General features: G+C 67.2%; 19 protein-coding genes and 2 pseudogenes. 17 read left to right on the top strand and 4 right to left on the bottom strand.

All coding sequences use genetic code 11. From position 1 onward, the window contains the following. Positions 1 to 14 precede the first annotated feature (14 nt). The 6 genes from ABD355_RS11120 (at position 15) to ABD355_RS11095 (ending at position 7,269) form a co-directional block, all read left to right on the top strand. Complete coding sequence (locus ABD355_RS11120) at positions 15 to 1,259, top strand: acyl-CoA dehydrogenase family protein (RefSeq protein WP_344400016.1); 1,245 nt, start codon at positions 15 to 17, stop codon at positions 1,257 to 1,259. Next, the gene (locus ABD355_RS11115; RefSeq protein ID WP_344400015.1) at positions 1,259 to 2,101 is read left to right on the top strand and encodes a DUF8021 domain-containing protein; all 843 of its coding nucleotides are present in this window, start codon (positions 1,259 to 1,261) and stop codon (positions 2,099 to 2,101) included. Before ABD355_RS11120 ends, ABD355_RS11115 begins: the two co-directional genes overlap by 1 nt. Then, positions 2,052 to 2,864, top strand: a complete 813-nt coding sequence (locus ABD355_RS11110; RefSeq protein ID WP_344400014.1) for a helix-turn-helix domain-containing protein — start codon at positions 2,052 to 2,054, stop codon at positions 2,862 to 2,864. Before ABD355_RS11115 ends, ABD355_RS11110 begins: the two co-directional genes overlap by 50 nt. A 136-nt stretch (positions 2,865 to 3,000) precedes the next feature. Continuing rightward, complete coding sequence (locus ABD355_RS11105; protein WP_344400013.1) at positions 3,001 to 4,029, top strand: DUF8021 domain-containing protein; 1,029 nt, start codon at positions 3,001 to 3,003, stop codon at positions 4,027 to 4,029. A gap of 351 nt (positions 4,030 to 4,380) precedes the next feature. After that, entirely contained in the window at positions 4,381 to 5,844 is a 1,464-nt protein-coding gene (locus ABD355_RS11100; RefSeq protein WP_344400012.1) for an aldehyde dehydrogenase family protein, read from the top strand. Positions 5,845 to 6,348: 504 nt separating this feature from the next. Then, complete coding sequence (locus tag ABD355_RS11095; protein WP_344400011.1) at positions 6,349 to 7,269, top strand: SDR family oxidoreductase; 921 nt, start codon at positions 6,349 to 6,351, stop codon at positions 7,267 to 7,269. A gap of 33 nt (positions 7,270 to 7,302) precedes the next feature. On the opposite strand, the pseudogene ABD355_RS11090 reads toward ABD355_RS11095, so the two are convergent. Next, positions 7,303 to 7,481, bottom strand: a pseudogene (locus ABD355_RS11090) (transposase); the annotation flags it as partial. A 549-nt stretch (positions 7,482 to 8,030) separates the two neighbouring features. On the opposite strand from ABD355_RS11090, the gene ABD355_RS11085 reads away from it, so the two are divergent. The 11 genes and pseudogenes from ABD355_RS11085 to ABD355_RS11035 all read left to right on the top strand — a co-directional run. Then, positions 8,031 to 8,195, top strand: a complete 165-nt coding sequence (locus tag ABD355_RS11085; RefSeq protein WP_425585723.1) for a hypothetical protein — start codon at positions 8,031 to 8,033, stop codon at positions 8,193 to 8,195. A gap of 225 nt (positions 8,196 to 8,420) precedes the next feature. Then, positions 8,421 to 9,902 carry a carotenoid oxygenase family protein gene (locus ABD355_RS11080; protein ID WP_344400010.1) on the top strand — a complete coding sequence of 494 codons (1,482 nt, stop codon included), beginning with the start codon at positions 8,421 to 8,423 and terminating at the stop codon, positions 9,900 to 9,902. Between the two features lie 6 nt (positions 9,903 to 9,908). After that, the gene (locus ABD355_RS11075; RefSeq protein ID WP_344400009.1) at positions 9,909 to 10,286 is read left to right on the top strand and encodes a nuclear transport factor 2 family protein; all 378 of its coding nucleotides are present in this window, start codon (positions 9,909 to 9,911) and stop codon (positions 10,284 to 10,286) included. 45 nt (positions 10,287 to 10,331) lie between these two features. Next, the gene (locus ABD355_RS11070) at positions 10,332 to 11,636 is read left to right on the top strand and encodes an MFS transporter (protein ID WP_344400008.1); all 1,305 of its coding nucleotides are present in this window, start codon (positions 10,332 to 10,334) and stop codon (positions 11,634 to 11,636) included. A gap of 166 nt (positions 11,637 to 11,802) precedes the next feature. Then, a complete protein-coding gene (locus ABD355_RS11065) occupies positions 11,803 to 13,257 on the top strand; it encodes a FadR/GntR family transcriptional regulator (RefSeq protein WP_344400007.1) in 1,455 nt (484 codons plus the stop codon). A 162-nt stretch (positions 13,258 to 13,419) separates the two neighbouring features. Beyond that, positions 13,420 to 14,244, top strand: a complete 825-nt coding sequence (locus tag ABD355_RS11060) for a DUF8021 domain-containing protein (protein ID WP_344400006.1) — start codon at positions 13,420 to 13,422, stop codon at positions 14,242 to 14,244. A gap of 34 nt (positions 14,245 to 14,278) precedes the next feature. Then, the gene (locus tag ABD355_RS11055; protein WP_344400005.1) at positions 14,279 to 15,583 is read left to right on the top strand and encodes an acyl-CoA dehydrogenase family protein; all 1,305 of its coding nucleotides are present in this window, start codon (positions 14,279 to 14,281) and stop codon (positions 15,581 to 15,583) included. Positions 15,584 to 15,602: 19 nt separating this feature from the next. Next, positions 15,603 to 16,403: an SDR family NAD(P)-dependent oxidoreductase gene (locus ABD355_RS11050; protein ID WP_344400003.1), complete on the top strand. Its 801-nt coding sequence runs from the start codon at positions 15,603 to 15,605 to the stop codon at positions 16,401 to 16,403. 45 nt (positions 16,404 to 16,448) lie between these two features. After that, on the top strand, positions 16,449 to 16,964 hold the full coding sequence (locus ABD355_RS11045) for a flavin reductase family protein (protein WP_344400002.1): 516 nt from the start codon (positions 16,449 to 16,451) through the stop codon (positions 16,962 to 16,964). 69 nt (positions 16,965 to 17,033) lie between these two features. Beyond that, complete coding sequence (locus tag ABD355_RS11040) at positions 17,034 to 18,497, top strand: aldehyde dehydrogenase family protein (RefSeq protein ID WP_344400001.1); 1,464 nt, start codon at positions 17,034 to 17,036, stop codon at positions 18,495 to 18,497. A 90-nt stretch (positions 18,498 to 18,587) separates the two neighbouring features. Beyond that, positions 18,588 to 18,974, top strand: a pseudogene (locus ABD355_RS11035) (PP2C family protein-serine/threonine phosphatase); the annotation flags it as partial. 255 nt (positions 18,975 to 19,229) lie between these two features. Here the strand turns inward: ABD355_RS11035 and ABD355_RS11030 are convergent. From ABD355_RS11030 to ABD355_RS11020, 3 genes are all read right to left on the bottom strand, one after another. Further along, complete coding sequence (locus ABD355_RS11030) at positions 19,230 to 20,096, bottom strand: TIGR03620 family F420-dependent LLM class oxidoreductase (RefSeq protein ID WP_344400000.1); 867 nt, start codon at positions 20,094 to 20,096, stop codon at positions 19,230 to 19,232. Between the two features lie 46 nt (positions 20,097 to 20,142). After that, positions 20,143 to 20,841: a nucleotidyltransferase family protein gene (locus tag ABD355_RS11025; protein WP_344400110.1), complete on the bottom strand. Its 699-nt coding sequence runs from the start codon at positions 20,839 to 20,841 to the stop codon at positions 20,143 to 20,145. Positions 20,842 to 21,322: 481 nt separating this feature from the next. Continuing rightward, a complete protein-coding gene (locus ABD355_RS11020) occupies positions 21,323 to 21,523 on the bottom strand; it encodes a hypothetical protein (RefSeq protein ID WP_344399999.1) in 201 nt (66 codons plus the stop codon). Between the last annotated feature and the right edge of the window lie 22 nt (positions 21,524 to 21,545).

The following is a 21,545-nucleotide window of genomic DNA, read 5'->3' as shown; positions in this document are numbered from 1 at the left end:
AGGAGAGGCACATCATGACCGCTCCGATGCGCGCGCAGCAGCGCACGGCACCATTCATTTCGATCGCGCCTCCGGAGCCCGATCTGTCCCCAGGGGCACTGATCCTGCGTGCCGAGGAGATGCTCGGGCAGCTTCGCGACTGCCAGGCGGAGACGGAGGCGGCGGGAAACGTCCTGGCGGAGACCCACCGGGTCATGGTGGAGGCGGGCTTGTACCGTGTGATCCAGCCGCGTCTGTTCGGTGGCTACGGCTTCGACCTGCCGACCTTTGTCCGCCTTGTCACGGCGGTGGCGCGGGGCTGTCCGGAAACGGCCTGGGTGCTCTCCATCGTGTCGGGACACGTGCATCAGCTTGCTACTTTCCCCCTTGCTGCCCAGCGGGAGGCGTACGGCGCCCTTGGTGATTTCCGAGCGCCGGAGGTGGCCGCGCCGCAGGGGACCGGTGTGGCGGTGCCGGGAGGCTTTCGGGTGAGCGGTGCGTGGGACTACGCGTCTGGGTGCGCTCACGCCACGCACATCCTGCTGACGTTCCTGGTCGACGACCCCCGGCCGGGTGACTCGCCCTTGCGGATGGGGCTGTTCGAACGCGCCGACTACGAGATCGTGCGGAACTGGGACGTGATCGGTATGCAGGGCACCGGGTCCAACCGCGTCGTGATGAACGAGGTCTTCGTGCCGGCGCACCGGACCAAGCCGTATCCGCAGACAGCGGCGATGCCCCCTGCCGAGGTCTACCGCGACAGTTCGCTCTTCTACGGCCCCGCTCGGCCCTTCGTCATCACCGAGTCCGTCGCAGTGATCGTCGGTGCCGCAGAAGGCGCGCTCGATGTCTACGAGGAGACCTTCCGGGCGCGGAAGGCGACCGGCCCGACCGGGGCCTCACGTGCCGATCTGGCCGAGTACCAGTTCAACTTCGGACGTTGCCGCGCCATGGTCGATACGGCGCGAGCCGCGCTGCTGCACACCGCGGCCGACTACATGGAGTTCGCGGATCGCACGTTCACGACAGGCGAACCATGTCCGGAAGACGACAGCCGGCGCCTGGCGATGGTCATGCTGCAAAGCGTCCATCTCGCGCACGAGGCAGTCGACATCATGTTCCGGACGGTGGGCTCTTCGGCGGCGAGGAAGGATGCGTTGCTGGGCCGGTACTGGCGCAATGTCGGGGTGCTGCGTGGCCATCTCGCGCATCAGTCCGACAGCGCTGCGCTCAACTATGGTCGCGTTCATTTCGGTCACTCCCCTGTAGGTATATCGTGATGGACTCAAGTGATCTGACCGGCCTTCTCGCCGACTATCTGTCCGCACTGTCCAGTGGCGCACCTGAGGCGCTCGGATTGCATGCTGACTTCCGCAGCACCGAGAACGGTGCACTCGTGGAGATCGGCCACGGACTGTGGCGTCGGGCGCCGCAATTCGGGGGGATCCAGAGCTTCGCCGATCCGCTCACGGGCCAAGTGGTCTGCATGGGCGTGGTCACCATCGAAGGTGGTCAACCACAGCCTTTCGCGCAGCGTGTCCGCATGCGCGGGGGTTTGATTCTCGAAGCGGAAGCCATCATCAGTTCCGATGCCCATGGACATTTCGCCGATGCCACACACCTCCTGAAACCTGACATCATCTATTCGGCAGTGGTTCCCGCTGATCGCCGCGTCGATCGCGACGGACTGCGCGCAGTGGCGGACTCGTACTGGGAAGGACTCGAGCAGAGTGACGGGCTGATTCCTCGATTCAACTACCGGTGCGACAAGTTCGACAACGGCGCCAAGACCACAAATACATTGCGCACGCTTCTTTCCCCGGACGCCAAGGTTCACAGCTGTGCGTCTGCCCTCAACGACACCCGTGCCGCGCGTCCGCGTGCCCGTGAGCGCCGATTCCCGGTGCTCGACACGGAGTTGGGTGTGGCGGCGAGCTTTGTGGTGGTCGATTTCCACCCCATCCCGAACCATCCGCGGCCCGACGCCGGAGCCATGTACATGATGGGAGTCTTCAAGGTCGTGGACAGCGAGATTCGGATCATCGACGAGATCCGGGAGATGCTTCCACTGCATGCGTCATCCGGTGGATGGCAACTCGAGGGAGAAGATGGCATTGGCTGAGGAAACACAACGACACGGAACAAGTTCGGAGCGGATGCTGTCCGTGATGGACCTGTTCACGCCTGACCGGCCGGAGTGGACGGTGGAGCAAGCGTGTGCCGCCATGGGCCAGTCCGAGAGTACTGTCTACAGGCACTTTCGGAGCCTCGCGGCCGTTGGACTGATCTTCAGTGTCAGACCCGGTCGCTACCTACTCGGACCTGGCATCATCCACTACGAACGGCAGCTACGCCTTTCCGACCCCTTGATCCGCGCCGCGGAGCCCGCCGTTATAAAGATGGCGGCGGAGTACACCGGTCCGGGTCTGATCTTTGTGAGCCGCATCTACCGCGATTACGCCATGACGATGCACGAGCATCGGATCGGCGCCGAGCCGTTCCCGGAGGGCGCGTTCGCCAGGGGGCGTCTGGCCCCGCTGTTCCGGGGAGCTCCAGGGCTGGCCCTCATCTCCCTGCTCGAGGTGCGCGCCGTCCGGTCGATCTATCAGCGGGTCGAGTCAGATGATGTCGAGTGGCTTGCCATCAAGCGGCGTATGCGGGCGGTACGCGAGCTCGGCTACGCCGCCAGTGTGGACGAACCCGACCCGGGCGTCCTCCACGTTTCGATTCCGCTGAAGCAGGACGGGCCCGGCATCGCCGGCAGCCTGACTGTTGCCCTCGCCAGCGGACCCGATAACGCGGCAGCCATCGAAAAGTCGGCTGCGCTGCTCGCGGTCGCAGCAGAAGAGATCGCGTTGCAGGCGCGCAAGGAGGCACCGGAATGATCCCGCTCCGTCCAGGCAGCCGCCGTTCATGCAGAGCGGCGAGGGGCCGCGCGATCTGTGGAAGCTGGCGTACGCCTGTTTGTGAGCTTCTCCCTTCGGCAGCCTTTGCTGCGTGGGTGAGTTGAGAGGACAAGTCATGAAGAACGTCCACACGATCGACTCGGAGGCAGTGCCCCGCTTTGTCGCCGACAGCGGGACCGAAGTGGCGCATGCGCGGACGCCGGGCCACGAGAGCGATGAAGCGCGGAGCTGGCTGAAGTCGCTCGCCGACCGATACTTTGACGCCTTGCTCAGTCACTCGCCCGCAGAACTGCCCCTCGATCCGCAGGTGCGCATGACCGAGAACACCATCGCCATTCCGATGGGTGAAGGGGTCTTGTGGCGGGCGCTGACCAAAGCGCCGGAAGGCTTCCGCGTCGACGTCGTTGACGCGGTCTCCGAGCAGATCGTCGTCGGCGGGTTGCTGGAGGTTCGCGGACGCCCGTATCTCGCCGGCATACGCCTCAGGGTGCTGAAGGGACGCATCATCGAAGTTGAGCATCTCCTCACTGACATGATCCAGCCGGCGGCGTGGGCGAATCTTGAGCGACCCCGTGATGCGCTCCTGCAGGATGTGCCACTCGAGCAGCGCAATGATCGCGTCGAATTGCAGTTGATCGCCGACTCCTATTTCGACGCACTGACGAGCGAGGACAGCCGCCGCGCTCCGTTCGCGGCCGACTGTGTGCGACATGAGACGGGTCTGCGGACCACCGGCAACTCGACGCCGCCTCAACTGCTGCTTCCACAGAACACGCCCGCAGATGAGCGGGAGCGGATGCAGATCCTCATGAACGGCATGAGCGTGCGCAGTGCTGCCGAACAGATCGATTCGGGCCTCTTCGCCGATCTGTGGAAGGTGTGGCCGCGGCGGCCCATCGTGATCGACGAGGTCAAGGGACTCGTAGCGGCGTTTCCGCTGTTCATACAGAACGGCGACGTCCGGTCCGTCCCGCTCACGGGTTATCCGGGCGTTGACCGGCTGACGAACCCGTTGCCGTTCAGCACGCAGTGGCTGGAGATATTCAAAATCCACTCGGGCCGGATTCACGAGATCGAGGCGCCGGTGTTCATCCCGCTCAACTTCGGCGCCGGTAACGGCTGGGACTCAGGCTCCGGTCTGTGAACCGTCGCCGACGGCACGAGGTGGTGTGGATGTCCCACCACATCTGACGGGCGCATCAACTGGCCGGCGCCTTCGCGGGCGGCAGTGGCTGAATCGACCATGACGCGTCCGGGCATGCATGGCCGACTGGATCCTCAGGATCGCTCCCGAGGCGGAAGCGCTCCGCCGTTCGGCGCGCCGCGGGCGATCCGGCCGAGCCGGGTGCGACGGCTACCGAGTGAGGGATGGGCGCGGCCGAAGCCGTCTACGTCGATCTCCTCGAAGCCCATGAGGAACGCGCCCCTTCATAGGAGTACCTCCGGGCGTGGCACCAGTTGCGACCAACCGAACAAGGGAAGTGAGGAAGACATCATGGCACTGCTCGACTCCATGGAATGGACGGAGAGGATCTTCTCCGGAGGCTGGATCAAGGGTTCGGGTGATTCGTACGACTCCTGTGAGCCCGCCACGGGGGACACATTGGGCCGGGTGGGCGCGGCGACGCCGGACGATCTCGCGCGAGCAGTGGAGCGGGCGACGCAGGCTCAGCGGAGTTGGGCGGCGCTGCCGTACATCGAGAGGGCGCAGGTGCTGCGACGCGCGGCCCGAACCTTCGAGGAGAACCAGGCGGAGATCGCGGACTGGATCGTGCGGGAGTCGGGAGCACTGCGGCCGTTCGCGGAGTTCCAGGCTTCGAACGGTGGAGCCGAGGAGTGCTACGAGGCAGCCGCCCTGGCTGCGGCGCCGTACGGCGAAGTCCTCCGTTCCATAGATGAGCGATTGTCCTTCTCGCGCCGCTTCCCGGTCGGCGTTGTCGGCGTCATCGCCCCGTTCAACGCGCCCATGGTGCTCGCCATGCGTGCCGTGGCGCCGGCGTTGGCCCTCGGAAACGCGGTTGTGCTGAAGCCGGACCCGCGCACGGCGATCTGCGGTGGCGTGGCGATCGCTCGCGTCTTCGAGGAAGCGGGCCTGCCTGACGGACTCCTGCACGTGCTTCCCGGTGGCGCCGATGTGGGCGCAGCGCTGGTGGATCACCCGCAGGTGCCGGTCATCGCTTTCACGGGGTCTACCCGCGCCGGCAAGGCGATCGCCGCTGCGGCGGCGAAGCGGCTCAAGCGGACGCACCTGGAGCTCGGAGGCAACTCCGCGTTGATCGTTCTCGACGACGTCGACCTGGAAAGGGCCGCGTCCGCCGGCGCGTTCGGCTCCTTCCACCACGCCGGCCAGATCTGTATGGCCTCCAGCCGACACCTGGTTCACACCGGGGTCGCCGACGAGTACGTCGAGCTTCTTGCACAGCGTGCGCAGGCCGCGGTTGTGGGCGATCCGGCCGGCGGCGACGTCGCTGTGGGACCGATGATCGACCAGCGACAGCTTGAGGCGGCACATGCTGTGGTCACGGACTCTGTCGCGGTGGGCGCGCGGCTCGTGACCGGAGGGACCTACGAGGGGCTGATGTACCGGCCCACCGTCCTGGCAGACGTGCCGCTCACGGCCCGCGCCTACGCGGAGGAGATATTCGGCCCGGTCGCTCCCGTGGTGCGGTTCCACGACCTGGACGAGGCGGCCAAGCTCGCCACCAATACGGAGTACGGGCTGTCCTTGGGCATCCTCACTCGGGACGTCGCCAAGGGCCTGGCGCTCGCGGAGCGCATCCCCACTGGGCTCGTGCACATCAACGACCAGACCGTCAACGACGAGGCGACGGTTCCGTTCGGCGGCCGTGGCGACTCCGGCAACGGATCCCGGCACGGTGGCGCCGCCGCGAACTTGGAGGCGTTCACGGAACAGCAGTGGGTCACGGTCCGCGGTGACATCCCCAGCTATCCGTTCTGACGAAGCCACCACTGAGTCGGAGCGCCGGCTCGATGAGGTGCAGATGAGGTGCAATGGGCATCCTGCGCCCGCGGTGTCCGTCCACGAGGGACTGCCGCGGTCTCGGCCGGAAGGCCGCTGCATCCTACTCGTGCGGCCATGGTCTTGTGCTTGATAGGCAGTGTGTGCGGCGTGGGGGCCCGATGCGTGATGTCCCGGCCAGTTGATTTCAACAGGTCGCTGACCTGCGAGATCCCGACGCGGTGGCTGACTGCGGCGGCTGATTCCGTGCGCGGAGAGGTACGCGCGTTCGGAAACCATGCCACCGTACGTCGGCCCATGAGCCCGACCCGCGGGCTGTGATGCCCGGCTAGTTGTGCGATCGCCTGCGGCGGGTCCGCAGATGGGTGCAGACCACTGGGGTGGAGCCTGGCGGGAGCACGCCGAGCAACCCGTCCCCATCCGGTGTCAATCCAGATCAAGAGTTGGCGCTGCTTCCAACGCCATGGCAACAAGAAGGGCGACATGAGAGATCTGACGAACAAAGTGGCATTTGTAACCGGTGGTGCGAGTGGGATTGGCTTGGGGATCGTGCAGGCCCTCCTCGCTCATGGCGTCCGCGTCGCCGTAGCGGATTTGCGCTCCGATCACCTCGATGAGGCTCGCTCTGTCCTCGGTGTCGGACCGTCGACCGAATTCTTGGAGGTTGACGTCATTGATCGTACGGCGATGGCCGACGCGGCGGATCGGGTCGTCCAGCGCTTCGGTGCCATACACATCCTCGTCAACAATGCTGGCGTCGGCACCGCACCCACCGTCGAGGCGATGCGCTACGAGGACTGGGACTGGGTGCTTGGTGTGAACCTGGGCGGTGTGGTCAACGGCATCATGAGCTTTCTGCCGCACATGCTGCGCCAGAACGAGGGCGGGCATATCGTTTCGACTTCCTCGATGGCGGGCCTGCTTCCCTCGGTGGACAATTTTATCTACGCCGCGTCCAAATACGCGGTCCGCGGGTTGGGGGACTCGTTGCGCCTCTCGCTCGCGCCCCACGGCATCGGGGTGTCGACGCTCTATCCGGGGCTGACCCGCTCCCGCATGCTGCTGGCCGAGCAGAACCGCCAGGCGCAGTTCGGGACCGGAAACATGGCGGACCAGCCTGTCGGCGCCAGCGGGCCGACAGGGGATGCCGGGATGGACCCGCGGGAGATGGGCGAGATGGTCGTAAACGCCATCCTCTGCAACAAGGGCCATATTCTGAGCCACAGCGAGTTTCGCGGAGAGGTGGCTGAGAACTGCGAAGAACTGCTGGCCGCCTTTCCTGTCGGGCAGGAGATCGGCCGCGATCGCCTCGAATTCCAGGCCATGATCCGCGAGCGTACGAATTCCGCCAGAGCCGCGATCGACCGGATGAACGACCCCGACAGCTTGGACATGGCGGAATGAGGCGCCTCCACAGACACGGTCGACTGACCTCCCAGCCACGCGACAACCGGTCCGGCCCTGGTAGAGCAGCGCGTTGACGATCTCTCGCTCGCGTAACGGCCCTGATAGCCACTGACCGAGGGGTGCGCGGCCTTCCACGCGACGATCACAGGCTCCACCAGCGCCCACTGCTCGTCGCTCACGTCGGTCTTGTAGGGCTTGCGCTCGCTCACAGGAACCAGCCCAACATGCCCATCCCCGCCGACCGGCCGGGATGCCGCACCACCCGCGGCACACAGGAAACGTCAACCAGCCGCTGACGCTCACCGGTGTCAGCACCGGACCGCTCGCGCCAGTCGTCGCCGGACGCTATCAGCGCCCGACGTCCGGGGAGGCAGCAGTACGCAGTGCGTCTTGTGAAGACGCGCGGCGGCCGTGGTATTTCGTCCCAGTCGTTCGGTGCTGAGCTTCACCGGTGGAACTCCTTCGGTCTCGACAGGTGCTCGCCCCCCTGAGTACGGCAACGAACCCGTCCGGCAGCAACAGACGAACGGTGCAGCCCTGGCCGGGTCGGGTGTCGAGCTCCAGCCGACCGCCGTTGTCCTCCGCGGCGCCGGCGGCGATCGCCAGTCCCAAGCCGGAACTTCCACTTACTTGTCCGTGGAAGCGACGCGGTAGAAGCGCTCGAACACCCGACGCGCGTCCGCTCCGGGAGTCCGGCGCCGTCATCGACCGCTTCCACCGCGCTGACACAAGTGCCGGGCGCCAGCGGAGCGCCTGAGATGACCGAAATCGCCCGCCTCACCGGCGAGTTCGGTCATCGGCTGACCACAACGGAAGGCAACGACTCCAAGCTCACCGCCGCCGTCAACGCCGCACCCGCTCTCCCCCACCACAACGGCCGCACCGAAGGCGTCAACACGCGAACCAAACGGATCACGAGGTAGATGCACAGCCGAGCCGGGTTCACGCGAAGACGCTCGCCGAGACCTCGGTACAGATCACGAATGCCCAGGTCAGCGAGCCTGCGCGGCGCCGGGTGCCTGCCCGGGCGTCACGGAGGCGGGGTGCGGTGATTCCACCGTCTGGTTTGGGCGGTGACCGCGTCTTACTGTCGGGAAACGCAGCTTGTGGCGAAATTCTGCGCGAGAGCAGTCAAAGGAGACGGCTTCATGGCAAAGATGTTTTCACCCGAAATAACCATGGGAATGGACGAGCCGTGCCGGTTCGATATCGAGGTGTTCGATCTGGAGGTCGTCGAGGGTGCAGTACCCGCGGACATCGATGGTCTGTTCGTCCAGGCGGTTCCCGACCAGGTGTATGTTCCCGAGGTCCCGGTACTGTGGCCGATGACCACCGCTGCGGGCGGAGACGGTGCGGTGCGCGCGTTCCGCATCAAGGACGGCTGCGTCGACTTCCGGACCCGCTATGTACGCACCGAGCGTTTTCTGCTCGAGCGCAAGGCACGTCGATCCCTTTACGGGAATTACCGGGATCCGTTCTCCGACGACCCGAGCGTCGCCGGCACGAGCCGTACGACGGCGAACACCGCCATCTACTTCCACGCCGGCCGGATGCTGGCGTCGAAGGAAGACGGACTGCCGTACGAGATCGATCCCGTAACCCTCGAGACCCGGGGCGTGTGGGATGCGCACGGTGATATCACGAGTCTGACCTTCACGGCCCACCCGAAATTCGACTCGGACACCGGCGAGATGTTCGGTTTTGGATACGCCGCGAAAGGCGAGACCACGCGCGACATCGCCTACTACGTGATCGACGCCTCGGGCAAGGTGATCCACGAGGTCTGGTTCGAGGCACCGTACTCGGCCATGATCCACGATTGCGCGCTGACCGAGAACTTCATGCTCTTCCCGGTCATGCCCATCACCAGCGACCTCGACCGTCTGAAGGCCGGCGGCCCGCACTTCGTGTACGACGGCGACCTTCCGCAGGTCTTCGGGGTCATCCCGCGCTTCGGTGATGCTTCCGAGGTGCGCTGGTTCCAGGCTCCGCCGGCCTTTCCCGGCCACACGATCAACGCCTACGAGGAGGACGGTGTCATCGTCTTCGACCTGTACGAGGCGGACGGCAACGGCTTCGCACCGGTCGTGCCCGACAAGGACGGCAGGCCGACACCGCCTGGCAGCGTCACCACACGGCACGTGCGCTGGCACATCGACTACCACACCGGCAAGGAGCAGCTCACCGAGCGGGAGGTGCTGGCAGTCGTCAACGGCGAAGGGCCGCACATCGACCCGCGCCGCGAGTCGAAGCCGTACCGCCACGTCTTCGTGCCGACGCTCGACCGCGACAAGCTGGAAACCGACGTCAACGGCCGCCCCTATCCGGTGATGTTCAACCAGCTCAGCCACTTCGACCTGGTAGCCGGGACGCGTGACGACTGGTATCCCGGGCCGGCCGCGACGTTCCAGGACCCCGTGTACTTCACCAAGTCCCCTGAGTCCGCGGAGGACGACGGCTATCTGATCGCCACGCTCAACTGGCCGACGGAAAAGCGCAGCGAACTCGTCATCCTCGACACGCTCGACCTCGCAAGCGGGCCGGTCGCCCGGCTGCGGCTTCCTGTACGCCTGCGCCTGGGCATCCATTCGACGTGGATCGACGGCGCCCTCGTCCCCTCCTGGAGGTGACCCACCATGTCCGGTGACCAGCCCAAGGACATCGTGCTCAAGATGATGTCACTCCTCGTCGATCCGTCAACATCGGAACAGGCGCGCGAATACCTCACCGAGTCCTATGTCCAGCACAATCCCAACATCGACTCGGGAGCCGACGCGATCATCGAGTGGACGAAAACCGATCAGGCTCGCGTGGCCCGGGAATCCATGCGCCCTGCCCCCGAACCTCCGGTATTCGTCACTGAAGGAGACAAGGTCGTGATGATGCTGGCCCGGGACCTGCCCGACCCGGACGACCCGGGCAAGACCTATCGCTCCTACTGGTTCGACATGTGGCGGATCGAGGACGGCAAGCTCGCCGAGCACTGGGACGGCGCTCCCAAAGAAGCAGGATAGACGTCGAATTCGGGCAACGGAGCCCGGTCGCGAGAGGGTTTTCGAATGTCGTCATATGCTCGTCTCTCCGCTACGATCGCCGCTTTCCTCTGCATGGCCTTCGGCATGTCGGCGATTTACGTCGGGTCTCTGTCGGTCTTTCTCGGTCCGGTTTCGGCATCGATGGGTTGGGGCGTCTCCGTCTTCACCTTGGTGTTCACGGTGTCCGCCTACATCGGCGCTTTCAGCACTCCCTTCAGCGGGCGCCTGATCGACCGGGTCGGGGTGCGGATCCCGGTCAGCATCGGTATCGCGACCTTCGCCCTGGGGCTGTTCGGCCTGTCCCGGATGCACTCAACCGGCTTCGTGTTCTGGGCATCCGCCGTCTGCATCGGCATCGGTGCCGCACTGGCCGGGCCGGTAGCCCACGTGCGCGTCGTCTCCTCGTGGTGGGACGCCAACCGGGCGCTCGCTCTCGGTCTGGTGGTCGCGGTGGCCCCCGCACTGTCGCAGTCCCTGGTCGCGCCGGTGGCGCGAGGGCTGATCGACGCATTCGGCTGGCGCACCGCCTACGAGGTGCTGGCCGCCGCTGTCCTGGTCGTCGGATGCATATCGGCCCTGTTCTTCCTGAAGGTACGGAGCACGGATGCCGCCACGGATTCTCCGGCTGCTGCCACGCCGGCTCCGGCGGTCTTCGAAGGCCTGCCCGCGAAGCAGGCATACCGGTCCCGGACCTTCTGGACCCTGACGGCGGCGGAGTGCCTCGCGACGAGTTCGTTGATCGGCACGCAGGCGCACATGGTGCACTGGTTCACCGGCCGCGGCGTCACCGGCGGCACGGCGACTTTCCTGGCGTCCCTCATGGCGGTGTCCGGGATGGTCGGCGTGCTGTTCTCCGGCTCCCTCGTCGACCGCATCAGGTCGCACCGCGTCGCCGCCGTGCTCTACACCCTGCCGGCGATCAGCCTGGCCCTGCTTCTCGCCGCCGGGAGCACCCTGTGGATGCTGGGCGTCGGAGTCGTCCTGATGGGATGCGCGCTGACCGCCGTGACACTCCTGCTGCCCTACCTGGTCACCCGGTACTTCGGGCTTCGGGCATCCGCCGAGATATTCGGCATCAGCCTCGCGTGCAGCATGATCAGCATCGGAACCGGGCCCACGCTGATCGGCATAGGCTTCGACACCTCCGGCGGCTACACGCTCCCGATCTCACTCGCCGTGGCCGCCACCACCGTTTCCGCGCTGCTCATGTTCACGCTGAAGCCGTACACCTACGCGGTGGTCAAGCCCGCTCCTCGCGATGCGGGCAGGACGCACACGGTCCCGGGCGTGACGGACACACGCCTCTCCGGACAGGAGGTGACCCCCTAGCGTCGGCGAACCGCCGGCAACCGAGTGCGATCACGCCGTTGCTCCGCCGCACCCCCGGATCTGAGGGACAGCAATGAACACAACCAGACGCTCTCGCGGGCCCTCCGATGGCCCCGGCGGAGCACGGCGCCCCCGTACGACCGAAGCGACCGGAGCTACCGGAAACATGCTGTCGGAGCTCTACTCCAGCGTGGTCGGCGACCAGGAGCGACTGACCAAGCTGCCTCTGGTCGTCGCCCGGGACATGGAGGAACGTTTCATCCGCGATGGCTGGCCGGTCGGCAAGGTCTACGGCAGCGAGGCCGACCTGGCCGCGTACTACGGCGTCGGGCGGGACGTCATGCGGGAGGCCGTACGTGTGCTGGAGGCACGTGACGAGGTGCGGGTACGGCGCGGCCCGCGGGGCGGCATTGCGGTCGCCAAGCCGTGCGACACACATCTGCTGGTCATGATCGGCGGTTACGCCTACCTCACCGGCCTGGGACTGCCGGACATCGTCGAGGCGTGGGGTGCCGTGCACATCAGCGCCGTACGTCTCATCGGTGACCGGTCACGGCAGGCCGGCGGCAGGCCGATGTGGCAGAGCCGGGCGGCGGATGACGGCGAGGTGCCGGACGCCGCCGCGCTGCTCGGGCGATTCGCCACCGAGGTGATCGAGGAAAGCGGCAGCCGTCCGCTGAAGTACTTCAACGACGTCCTGGCCCCGCTGCTGCCGCGGATGAGTACCGCCCGCGAGGCCGACGCACTGGCCGACATACGGCAGCGGATCATCCTTGACCTCGATCGCGGCCGTACGGAGGACGCCGTGCGTCAGGCGCGTACGCTCTTCTGCGGCGCGGCACGGGACACCCTCGCGCAGGTCGCACGGACGGGCGGCTGGAAGGGCACGCCGGTGCCGGAGCCGGTCGAGCAGATGCGCATACCCGCGTTCGCGGCCGTGCGGCGGATGATGTCGGAGATCGCGCCAGAGGAATGGGTGCGAGGCCGGCCGCTGGGCAACGAGTGCGAACTGGCCGAACGATTCGGCGTCGACCGCAGCGTCATCCGCCAGGCCATCCGCATGATGGAGGACGCGGAGACGGCGGTCACGTTGCCCGGACGCGGACACGGCCTGGTGACCCGGTGCCCGGGACCGGCCCCCCTGAGCCGTCAGGTCTGCGTCTACCTCGCATCGAACTCCGAACCGACTGAGGGTGCCGCTCTGGCTCTGGGCAGTCTCATGATCGAGATGGCCGGGATCGCCGCCCGGAAGACAGGTCCCCGCGATGCCGAGATTTTCGACGCGCTGTTCGATGAACTGCGGCAACTGACCAGTGCCGCACCGATATCCAGTCTCCAGCTGATCGAAAGGCTGCAGAACCGTCTGGCGCGCAATGCGCTGCTGTCACTCTTCGTGAACGGCATCAAAGCCTATGTGTCCTGGAGCATGAGCGAGGAGTTGCATGCGCCGTCCTGGGCCATCGAATTCTTTGCCCAGTCCACGCACGATGTCCTGCAGGCCATCGGCCGCCGTGACGCACCGGAAGCGGCCCGGCTTCAGGCCGTGAAACAGGAAATGCTCGCGAAGTACCGCCAAGCTGTGCTCGAAGGGCAGGAGCCGGACTTCCGGCGAATCCGGTGAGTCGCACCCGATCCTTTCGCAGTCGATAGCCTTCGTGGACGCGAATCCGCCGTCTGGTTACCGAGAGGGCCGAGGCCTACGGTAAAGCTTCCTGAGCCGATAGAAATTATCCCGTAGAACAGGAGGCAGGCAGGAATGCGGACGCTGGCAGGTGGTGTCGGAATGACGCACGACTGGGAAGCCGAGCGGGCACTTTTCACACACGGGGAGAGCTTCCTGCAGAGTCTGGTGGGGCACGATCCGAGCCTCGCGAGCCTCGCGCGCTCTTTCCGGGCGACGGAGAACGCCACTGAGATCGCACCAGGACATGGGCTCTGGGCGACCGCCGAGGATTTCCTCGGCCTGCAGACCTTCGCCGATCCGGTCCAGGGGCAGCTCATGACCATGGGGGTCGTCGTCGCGGCGGGACAACGCCGGCCGTTCGGCCTGCGACTGAAGGTCGTCGGGGACGAGGTGACCGAGGCAGAGGCCGTCATCAGCACCGATCCGAGCGGGCACTTCGCCGATGTGGACCAGTTGCTGGCACCCGACGTGCTCTACGACGCACCGGTTCCCCCCGACCGAGCCTGCGACCGGGACGGGCTGGTCCTTGCGGCGGACAGCTACTGGACCGCACTGCAGGAAAGCGACGGCAGCCTGGCTCGCTTCGGATACCGATGTGACCGTTACGACAACGGCAAGAAGGTGACGAACACCCTCACCACCCTGCTGTCTCCGGACGCCACCGTGCACACCGTCGCGAGTTGCCTGAACAACACCCGAGGCGCCAGGCCGACGGCCCGTGGGCGCCGCTGTCCCGTTGTCGACGTGGCCCGCGGAATCGCGGCAAGTGTGGTCGTCGTCGACTTCCACCCCGTTCCCGGCAGCCCGCGACCCGACAACGGCTCTTTTTACATGATGGCCCTTTTCAAAGTGGTCGACAACGAAATACGCAGTATCGACGAAATACGAGAAATCCTGCCGCTCGGCACGCCATCGGCCTGGTGAGCGAAAGGATATGTATATGAAAGAAGCGCCAGATATGACTGAACCAGGGTGCATCCACGAGTCGCCGTTCACGACACCGGAGGGGCGCCGTATCCGTGACGCCGTGCGGGCAGCGGTACCGCTGATTCGGGAGAACGCCCCGGAAGGCGAGAAAATCGGCTGTCTGCCGTCGCCCACGCTCGACGCGCTGCACGAGTCAGGGGCGTTTCTGGCCTCCGTGCCGAGTGAATTCGGCGGTTACGCCCTGGGGGCGCGCGATCTGGCCGAGATCGTCAGCGCGGCGGCGAGCGGCGACGGATCGGCGGGCTGGACCACCATGATCGCGAGCGGGTTCACCCGGGTCATGCTCACCTTCCCGCAGGAGACGGTCACCGAGGTCTACGCACGCGCTCCGCAGTGGCCGGGGCCGGTCGTGGCGAGCGCCTCGCTGTTCTCGGAGAGGATTCAGAAGGCCCGCCCGGTTCCGGGCGGCTACCTGATCGAGGCCGGCAACAAGTGGGGCTTCGGGAGCGGCTGCAAGCACGCCTCCTATCTGGTCGTCGGCATCGAGGTGGAAACCGCCCCTGGCACCACGACGCGCGCGATGGCGTTGTTGGAGAAGGGCCAGTACGAGATCGTCGACGACTGGCACGTCATGGGACTGTCCGGTTCGTCCAGCAACAGCGTCACGACGCCTGCGGAAGTCTTCGTCCCCGAACGGCGCGTCGCGGATCTCGCCGGGTTGCCGGGGCGTCTGGACGGCCTGCACCAACGCTACGCGGGGCTGGGCTTCGCCCTCGACGCCCGAGGCCTGATGCTCATCGTGGCCATGGAGACCATGGCCGTGGTCCTCGGAATGGCCAAGGGGGCCTTCGACTGCTTCCTCGACCAGAGCCGGCGCAAGAAGCCTTTCAACCTCCCTTACGACACGCTGGCCGCCACCCCGTCGGTGCAGGTCGTCGCGGGCAAGACGCGCGCCATGATCAACGCGGCGGAAAGCCTGCTGTTCGCCCGCGCGGACCACATCGACCGCAAGGCACGCGCCGGACAGCCGTTCACGGCGGCCGAGGAGTCCGAGATCACCATGGACTTCGTGCACGCAGGCAATGTCTGTGGTGCCGCCATCGACGCGATCCAGATCGCGCTCGGTTCGTCCACGGTCAGTCTGCGCAACCCGATTCAGCGCTTCGCACGCGATGCGCGGGTGGCGTTGACCCACGGCTCCACCAGGCTCGACCCTGCGGCGGAGATCAGCGGACGGCATCTCATGGGGCAGACACCGTTCACCGACGGCATGGCGGCCGTGCCCGGCGTGGCCAAGGCTGCAGAGGCCCCGCGGATCGTCGAACCCGTCGCTTGAGCTGGACCAGGAGACATCAATGAACCTCGAACTGAACGGCAAGCGGGTCCTCGTCACCGGCAGCAGCTCGGGCATCGGCACCAGCATCGCCCTGGCACTGGCCGACGAGGGCGCCCACGTCGTCGTCCACGGCCGGGACCGGGAGCGCACGTCCAAGATCGCGGCGATGATCCGGGAGAACGGTGGCCAGGCCGACGAGGTGCTCGGCGACCTCACGGACGGCAACCAGGTTGACGCCGTCTGCCGGCAGCTACTCGCCTCCGGCGGCGTGGACATCCTGGTCAACAACGCGGGCGGACGCCATGGAGGCTGGGAGCGCGACGGCTGGTTCGGGACCTCGCCCGGCAACTGGCTCGAGACGTACAAGCTGAACGTGATCTCGACCGCAGCCCTGGTCAACAGCCTGGTCCCCGCCATGAAGGAGCGCGGCTGGGGACGCGTCATCCAGATCGCCAGCGCCATCGCTCTGCACCAACCGCCCAATTTCCCCGACTACCAAGCGGCCAAGGCAGCGGAGATCAACATGACACGCAGCCTGTCCCGCGGCCTGACCGGAACCGGCATCACGGCCAACTCCATCAGTGCCGGGATCATCCACACACCCGGCTCCGCTGCGGAACTCGCCGCCATCGCTGCCGAAATGCGGCTGGAGGGCGGGTGGCAGGCGCACGAGCGCCACATCGCCGTCGAGGTGTTCCGCCAGACCGCCGGCCGCATCGGCCGGCCGGAGGACATCGCCGCCGCCGTCTGCTACCTGGCCAGCCCCCGCGCCGACTTCGTGACCGGCATCAACCTCGTCGTCGACGGCGGCATCAACTGAACCGCGGAGACGGCAGTGCCTGTCGCGCGGTGAACGAGGAGAGACATGTCGATACAGGGATCGCAGGAGACGCCCGAAGAACTGCGCCACGCGTTCGGCCACCTGCCGTCCGGAGTGGTCGCGATCTGCGCCCTCGCGGGCGGCCGGCCTGTCGGGATGGCGGCAAGCTCGTTCGTGCCGGTCTCCTTGGAACCGCCATTGGTGTCGTTCTGCGCGGCACGCACTTCCCGCACCTGGGAGGTGCTGCGCCAAGCACCAAGGCTCGGTGTCAGCGTGCTCGCCGAGAACCACGCGACCCTGTGCCGGGCACTCGCCTCCACGGCGGAAGATCGTTTCGCAGATGTCCCCTGGGAGGCGGGGGAATCCGGCGCGGTCTTCCTCCCGGACACGGGGCTGTGGCTGGAGTGCGCACTGGAGAGCGAAGTCGAAGCGGGCGACCACGTGATCGCCGTGCTGCGGTTGCACAGGACCGCATCATTTCCCCAGGTGAGACCGCTGGTGTTCCACCAAGGACACTTCGAACGACTTCAGCCCCCCAGGCGGACGCACGCTTCGGTTTGACCGACGGGCGGCGACGTGAAGCACAGCAGCGGCCACACCCCTCCATCACCTTACGAGGAGCGGAAAATCATGACGTTTCTGGAAGCAGGCGACTGGTCGGAGAGGATATTCTCCGGTGAGTGGATCAAGGGATCGGGCGAGGTCTACGACGCGCTCGAGCCGGCGACCGGCAAGACGCTGGGTCGTGTCGGTGCGGCCACGCCCGACGACCTGGGGCGGGCCGTGGTGCAGGCGGCGCGGGCGCAGCAGCAGTGGGCGGCGCTGCCGTACGTCGAACGAGCACAGGTCCTGCGGCGTGCTGCGCACCTGTTCGAAGAGCACCACTCCGAGATCGCCGACTGGATCGTGCGGGAGTCGGGGGCGCTCAGGGCGTTCGCAGAGTTCCAGACCTTCAACGGGGCAGCGGAGGAGTGCCACGAAGCCGCGGCGCTGTCCGCGGCGCCGTTCGGGGAGGTGCTCCGCTCCGTGGAGGACCGGCTGTCGTTCTCCCGTCGGCGCCCGGTCGGCGTTGTCGGTGTGATCTCCCCGTTCAACGCACCGATGGTGCTGGCGATGCGAGCGGTGGCTCCGGCGCTGGCTCTGGGAAACGCCGTCGTCCTCAAGCCCGACCCCCGGACCGCGATCTGCGGCGGTGTGGTGATCGCGAGGGTTTTCGAGGAGGCGGGGCTCCCCAGCGGCCTGCTGCACGTACTGCCGGGGGGCGCTGACATCGGCGAGGCACTGGTGGATCACCCCCAGGTGCCCGTGATCGCCTTCACCGGATCCACGAGGGCCGGAAAAGCGATCGCGGCAGCGGCAACGCGGCATCTGAAGCGCGTCCACCTGGAACTGGGCGGCAACTCGGCGCTGATCGTCCTGGACGACGTGGATGTGGAGAAGGCGGCGTCCGCGGGGGCGTTCGGCTCCTTCCACCATGCGGGGCAGATATGCATGGCCTCAAGCCGGCATCTGGTGCACGCGTCGATCGCCGAGGAGTACGTCGAGTCGCTGGTCCGGCGGGCGAATGCGGTGGCAGTGGGAGACCCGGCGACGAGCGAGGTGGCAGTTGGCCCCATGATCGACGAGCAGCAGTTGCAGGCCGCCCACGCCGTCGTCACCGACACCGTGGCGGCAGGTGCCCGGCTCGTGGCAGGCGGCACCTACGAGGGCCTTCTGTACCGGCCGACCGTGCTGACCGACGTCCCCTTGACCGCACGCGCCTACCGGGAGGAGATATTCGGCCCGGTCGCACCCGTGGTGCCCTTCCACAATCTGGACGAGGCGGTGAGGCTGGCCACCGGAACCGAGTACGGACTCTCGCTGGGCGTGCTGACCCGGGACATCGCCAAGGGCCTGGCGCTGGCCGAACGCATTCCCACCGGGCTCGTGCACATCAACGACCAGACGGTCAACGACGAGGCCACCGTGCCGTTCGGCGGGCGCGGCGACTCCGGCAACGGTTCCCGTCACGGCGGCGCCACCGCGAACCTCGAGGCCTTCACCGAGCAGCAGTGGGTAACCGTCCGGGGTGACATCCCCGCCTACCCCTTCTGATTCCGGGCTGCCCCCGCGCGGTGGCGCCGGCCGGCATTGCCAGGAAGACGGTGCTGTCGGCCAGCCCCGCGCCTTGAGGGGTCAGGTACCGTCCCCGCCCAGTCGGGCGTGGGCGGAGACTGGTTCGACGTCATTCCCCTGCCGGGGAGCCGGGTGGCACTGGCCGTGTGCGATGTGGTCGGCCACGGCCTCCACGCCGCCGCCACGATGGGTCGACTGCGGACCGCGGTGCACAACTTCTCCGCCCTCGATCTGCCGCCCGACGAGCTGCTGAGCCATCTGGACGACCTGGTCGGCCGCATCGACCAGAACGAGGCGACCGAGAGTGCCGCAGGCCTCGTGGGCGCCACCTGCCTGTACGGGATCTACGACCCCGTGACGCGCAGCCACGTCACGTCGCGTGCGGGGCATCTGGCGCCCGCACTGGTCCAGCCCGACGGAACCGTCACCTTCCCGGACCTGCCGGCCGGCCCGCCGGCGAGAGGTCCCGGCTGATCTACCGACCGCGCTTCCACCCGCTCCTCAAAGGCGCGCGCAACAGCTTCGCCTGGCGGGACTGCTGCGACCTGCTGGTCCGCGCGCACCTGCAACTCGGTGCCCCGACCGTTGTCGTCTGGGACATTCCACGGGATGGGCAGGTGAAGCCGCCGGTTGAGGAGCGGTTGTCGGACCGGATCGCGTTGGGGTGCTGACGCGGGTGTTTCCGGCGGGGCTGGTCGATGAGGTCGTCGCTCAAACACGGGGCAGGCGCTCTGCCACGGCGCGCCATGCGGTGAGCGGGAAGGCATGCGGGGTGTCGGTGACGATCTGGAGGGCGACATGGTCCGCGCCCGCCTCCAGGTGGGCCGCGACACGCTGCGCGACGACATCGACGGATCCCCACACCACCAGGGAATCGACGAAGCGGTCGCTGCCGCCGTCGGCGAGGTCGTCCCGGGTGAACCCGTCCTCCATCCAGGTCCGCACGTAGTTGGGCTTCGTGAGGTAGGGACGGATCGCCCGCCGTGCCGTGGCACGGGCCGTGACCGGGTCGGTGTCCACCACGGACGTCTGCACCGGCGCGAGGAGCGGCCCTGCCCCCAGCGCTGCTCGTGCCCGGGCCGTGTGGGACGGCGGGACCAGGTAGGGCTGCACTCCAGCGGTCCGGTCGGCGGCGAGTTGGGTCATCAGGGGCCGGTGCGCGCCCAGGATCCGCGCGGCTTTCGGCAGCGGGCGGGCGGACGCGTCCAGCGCGTCGAGGTAGGCGGACATCGCCGTATAGGGGCGCTGGTAGGCCGCGGCGATCTCGGCGTGACTGACGGCCAGGCCCACCAGCGTCCGTCGCCGATACGGTGCGGGAAGCCCCTGGTAGGCGGCGGCGAGCCGTTCGGGCGGAAGGTTCCAGACGGAGATGCAGGAGGGGGCGACGACCGCGTGTCGGGTCGCCGTGAGGAGGTTGAGGCTGCTGTGCAGGTCCCCGCTCGGGTTACCGCCGGGAGTGCCGCCCAGCCACAACGTGCCGTAGCCGAGCTCCTCCAGTTCGCAGGCAGCAGCCCTCGCTCGATCGGGATCACCGTGAGTGAACGCTGTACTCCACACCCCGACCGGCGAGACATCCATACTGCGCCCTCCTCGGAATTCACCTGACCGTGGCCTGTCCTGACGGTCACTCGACCACAGCCTGAGGGGTAGCCCGTCGGGTGGCGAGATCGCGTTCCAGCCTGATCACGTCCGCCGGGGTGTTCACCGCCTGCCAGGGCGCGTCGATCGCGTAACCGGCCAGCTGACGAGTGCCAACCAGGAGGGGCAGTGTGCTGTCGGCGTGATCTCCCTCCTCGGGAAGGAGAGAGACGACCTGCCAGGCAAACAGGTACACACCGGCGTTCACCCGGCCCGGCCCCGGGGTGGTCGGGGCGAGGTCCGTCACCCGGCCCAGCTCGTCGTAGGCCACCGCGCTGCCGGGCAGGCCGGGACCGGCGAGGGCCACGGTCGCGGCGACGCCACCGCGCAGGTGATGGGCGCGCATCCCGCACAGGCAGAAAGAAGTCCAGATGTCTCCGTAGAGGGCGAACCACGGCTCCCCCGGGTACGGCAGGGCCCGCGCTGCCCGGCGTAGTCCACCGCCGCGCCCCAGCGGCCGTTTCTCGACTGCTGCCTCGGTCCGTGGCGGAGACGGACGGGAGTCGAGGTACGAGACGATGCCCTCGGCCAGATGCCCCGCAGACACCACGACGCGTTCGACACCACAACCAGCCAGCCAGTCGAGTTGGTGCCGCAGGATCGGCACCCCGTGGACCTCCACCATCGCCTTGGGCCGCTCACGGGTCAGCGGCAGGAGCCGACTACCCCTTCCCCCCGCAAGAATGACGGCCTGCCGGGCCGGCAGCGGGTCGTCTCGCCCGCAGACCAGGGGTAGCGGGCCGGCCGCGGCGGGCCCGCCCGGTCTCTGCACGCACAGGCGAGCATCGGGCGACAGGCCGGATCGGATCATGCTCTTGTAGATACCCGTCCTGCCGGGACGGGAAGAGGCGTAAACCGGTCTTCGCGCGCTCTGTCCCCTGGTTGGCGGGCCCGTCGCACGAGTCTGGTCGCCCCGTGTCGAAGCCGGGTACCAGGCGGGGGTGCGCCACATGGTCTGCGGTGACGGCGAAGGACGGCTCAGGTGCAAGGGCCTTGCCGGTCCGTCGGTCCGGGCGGCGGATGAGGTAGGCCGCCATGGGAAACGGTACGTGCGTGTCCCATCCCGCAGCGACTGCGCTTACGTGGTGTGCCAGCCGGAGGCCGTGAGATCCGAACGGGGGGTGCCGAGCACGTGGTGGGCCCCGAGACGGCCACCACCACCGGGTTCAGTGCCGGGTCTCCCACCACACGATGATCAGGGTCGCGGCCCCGCTGCCGAGCTTGTACGCCCCGCCCTGCAGGAATTCGCCCGGGACATCCCGTCCCTGATGACGGGTCCATTCCCGCAGATGAGACACGGTTTCGGAGCGTCGCTTGACCCAACGAGCCAGGCGCTTCCCGAAGCGTTTGGCGTTACTGTCCTCCATACGGAGTTCCTCTCGTTGATAG

Source organism: Streptomyces longisporus (genome assembly GCF_039532765.1).
Classification (GTDB): Bacteria; Actinomycetota; Actinomycetes; order Streptomycetales; family Streptomycetaceae; genus Streptomyces; species Streptomyces longisporus.
The sequence above is the reverse complement of the archived record's forward strand: the minus strand, read 5'-3'. Positions and strand labels throughout refer to the sequence as shown.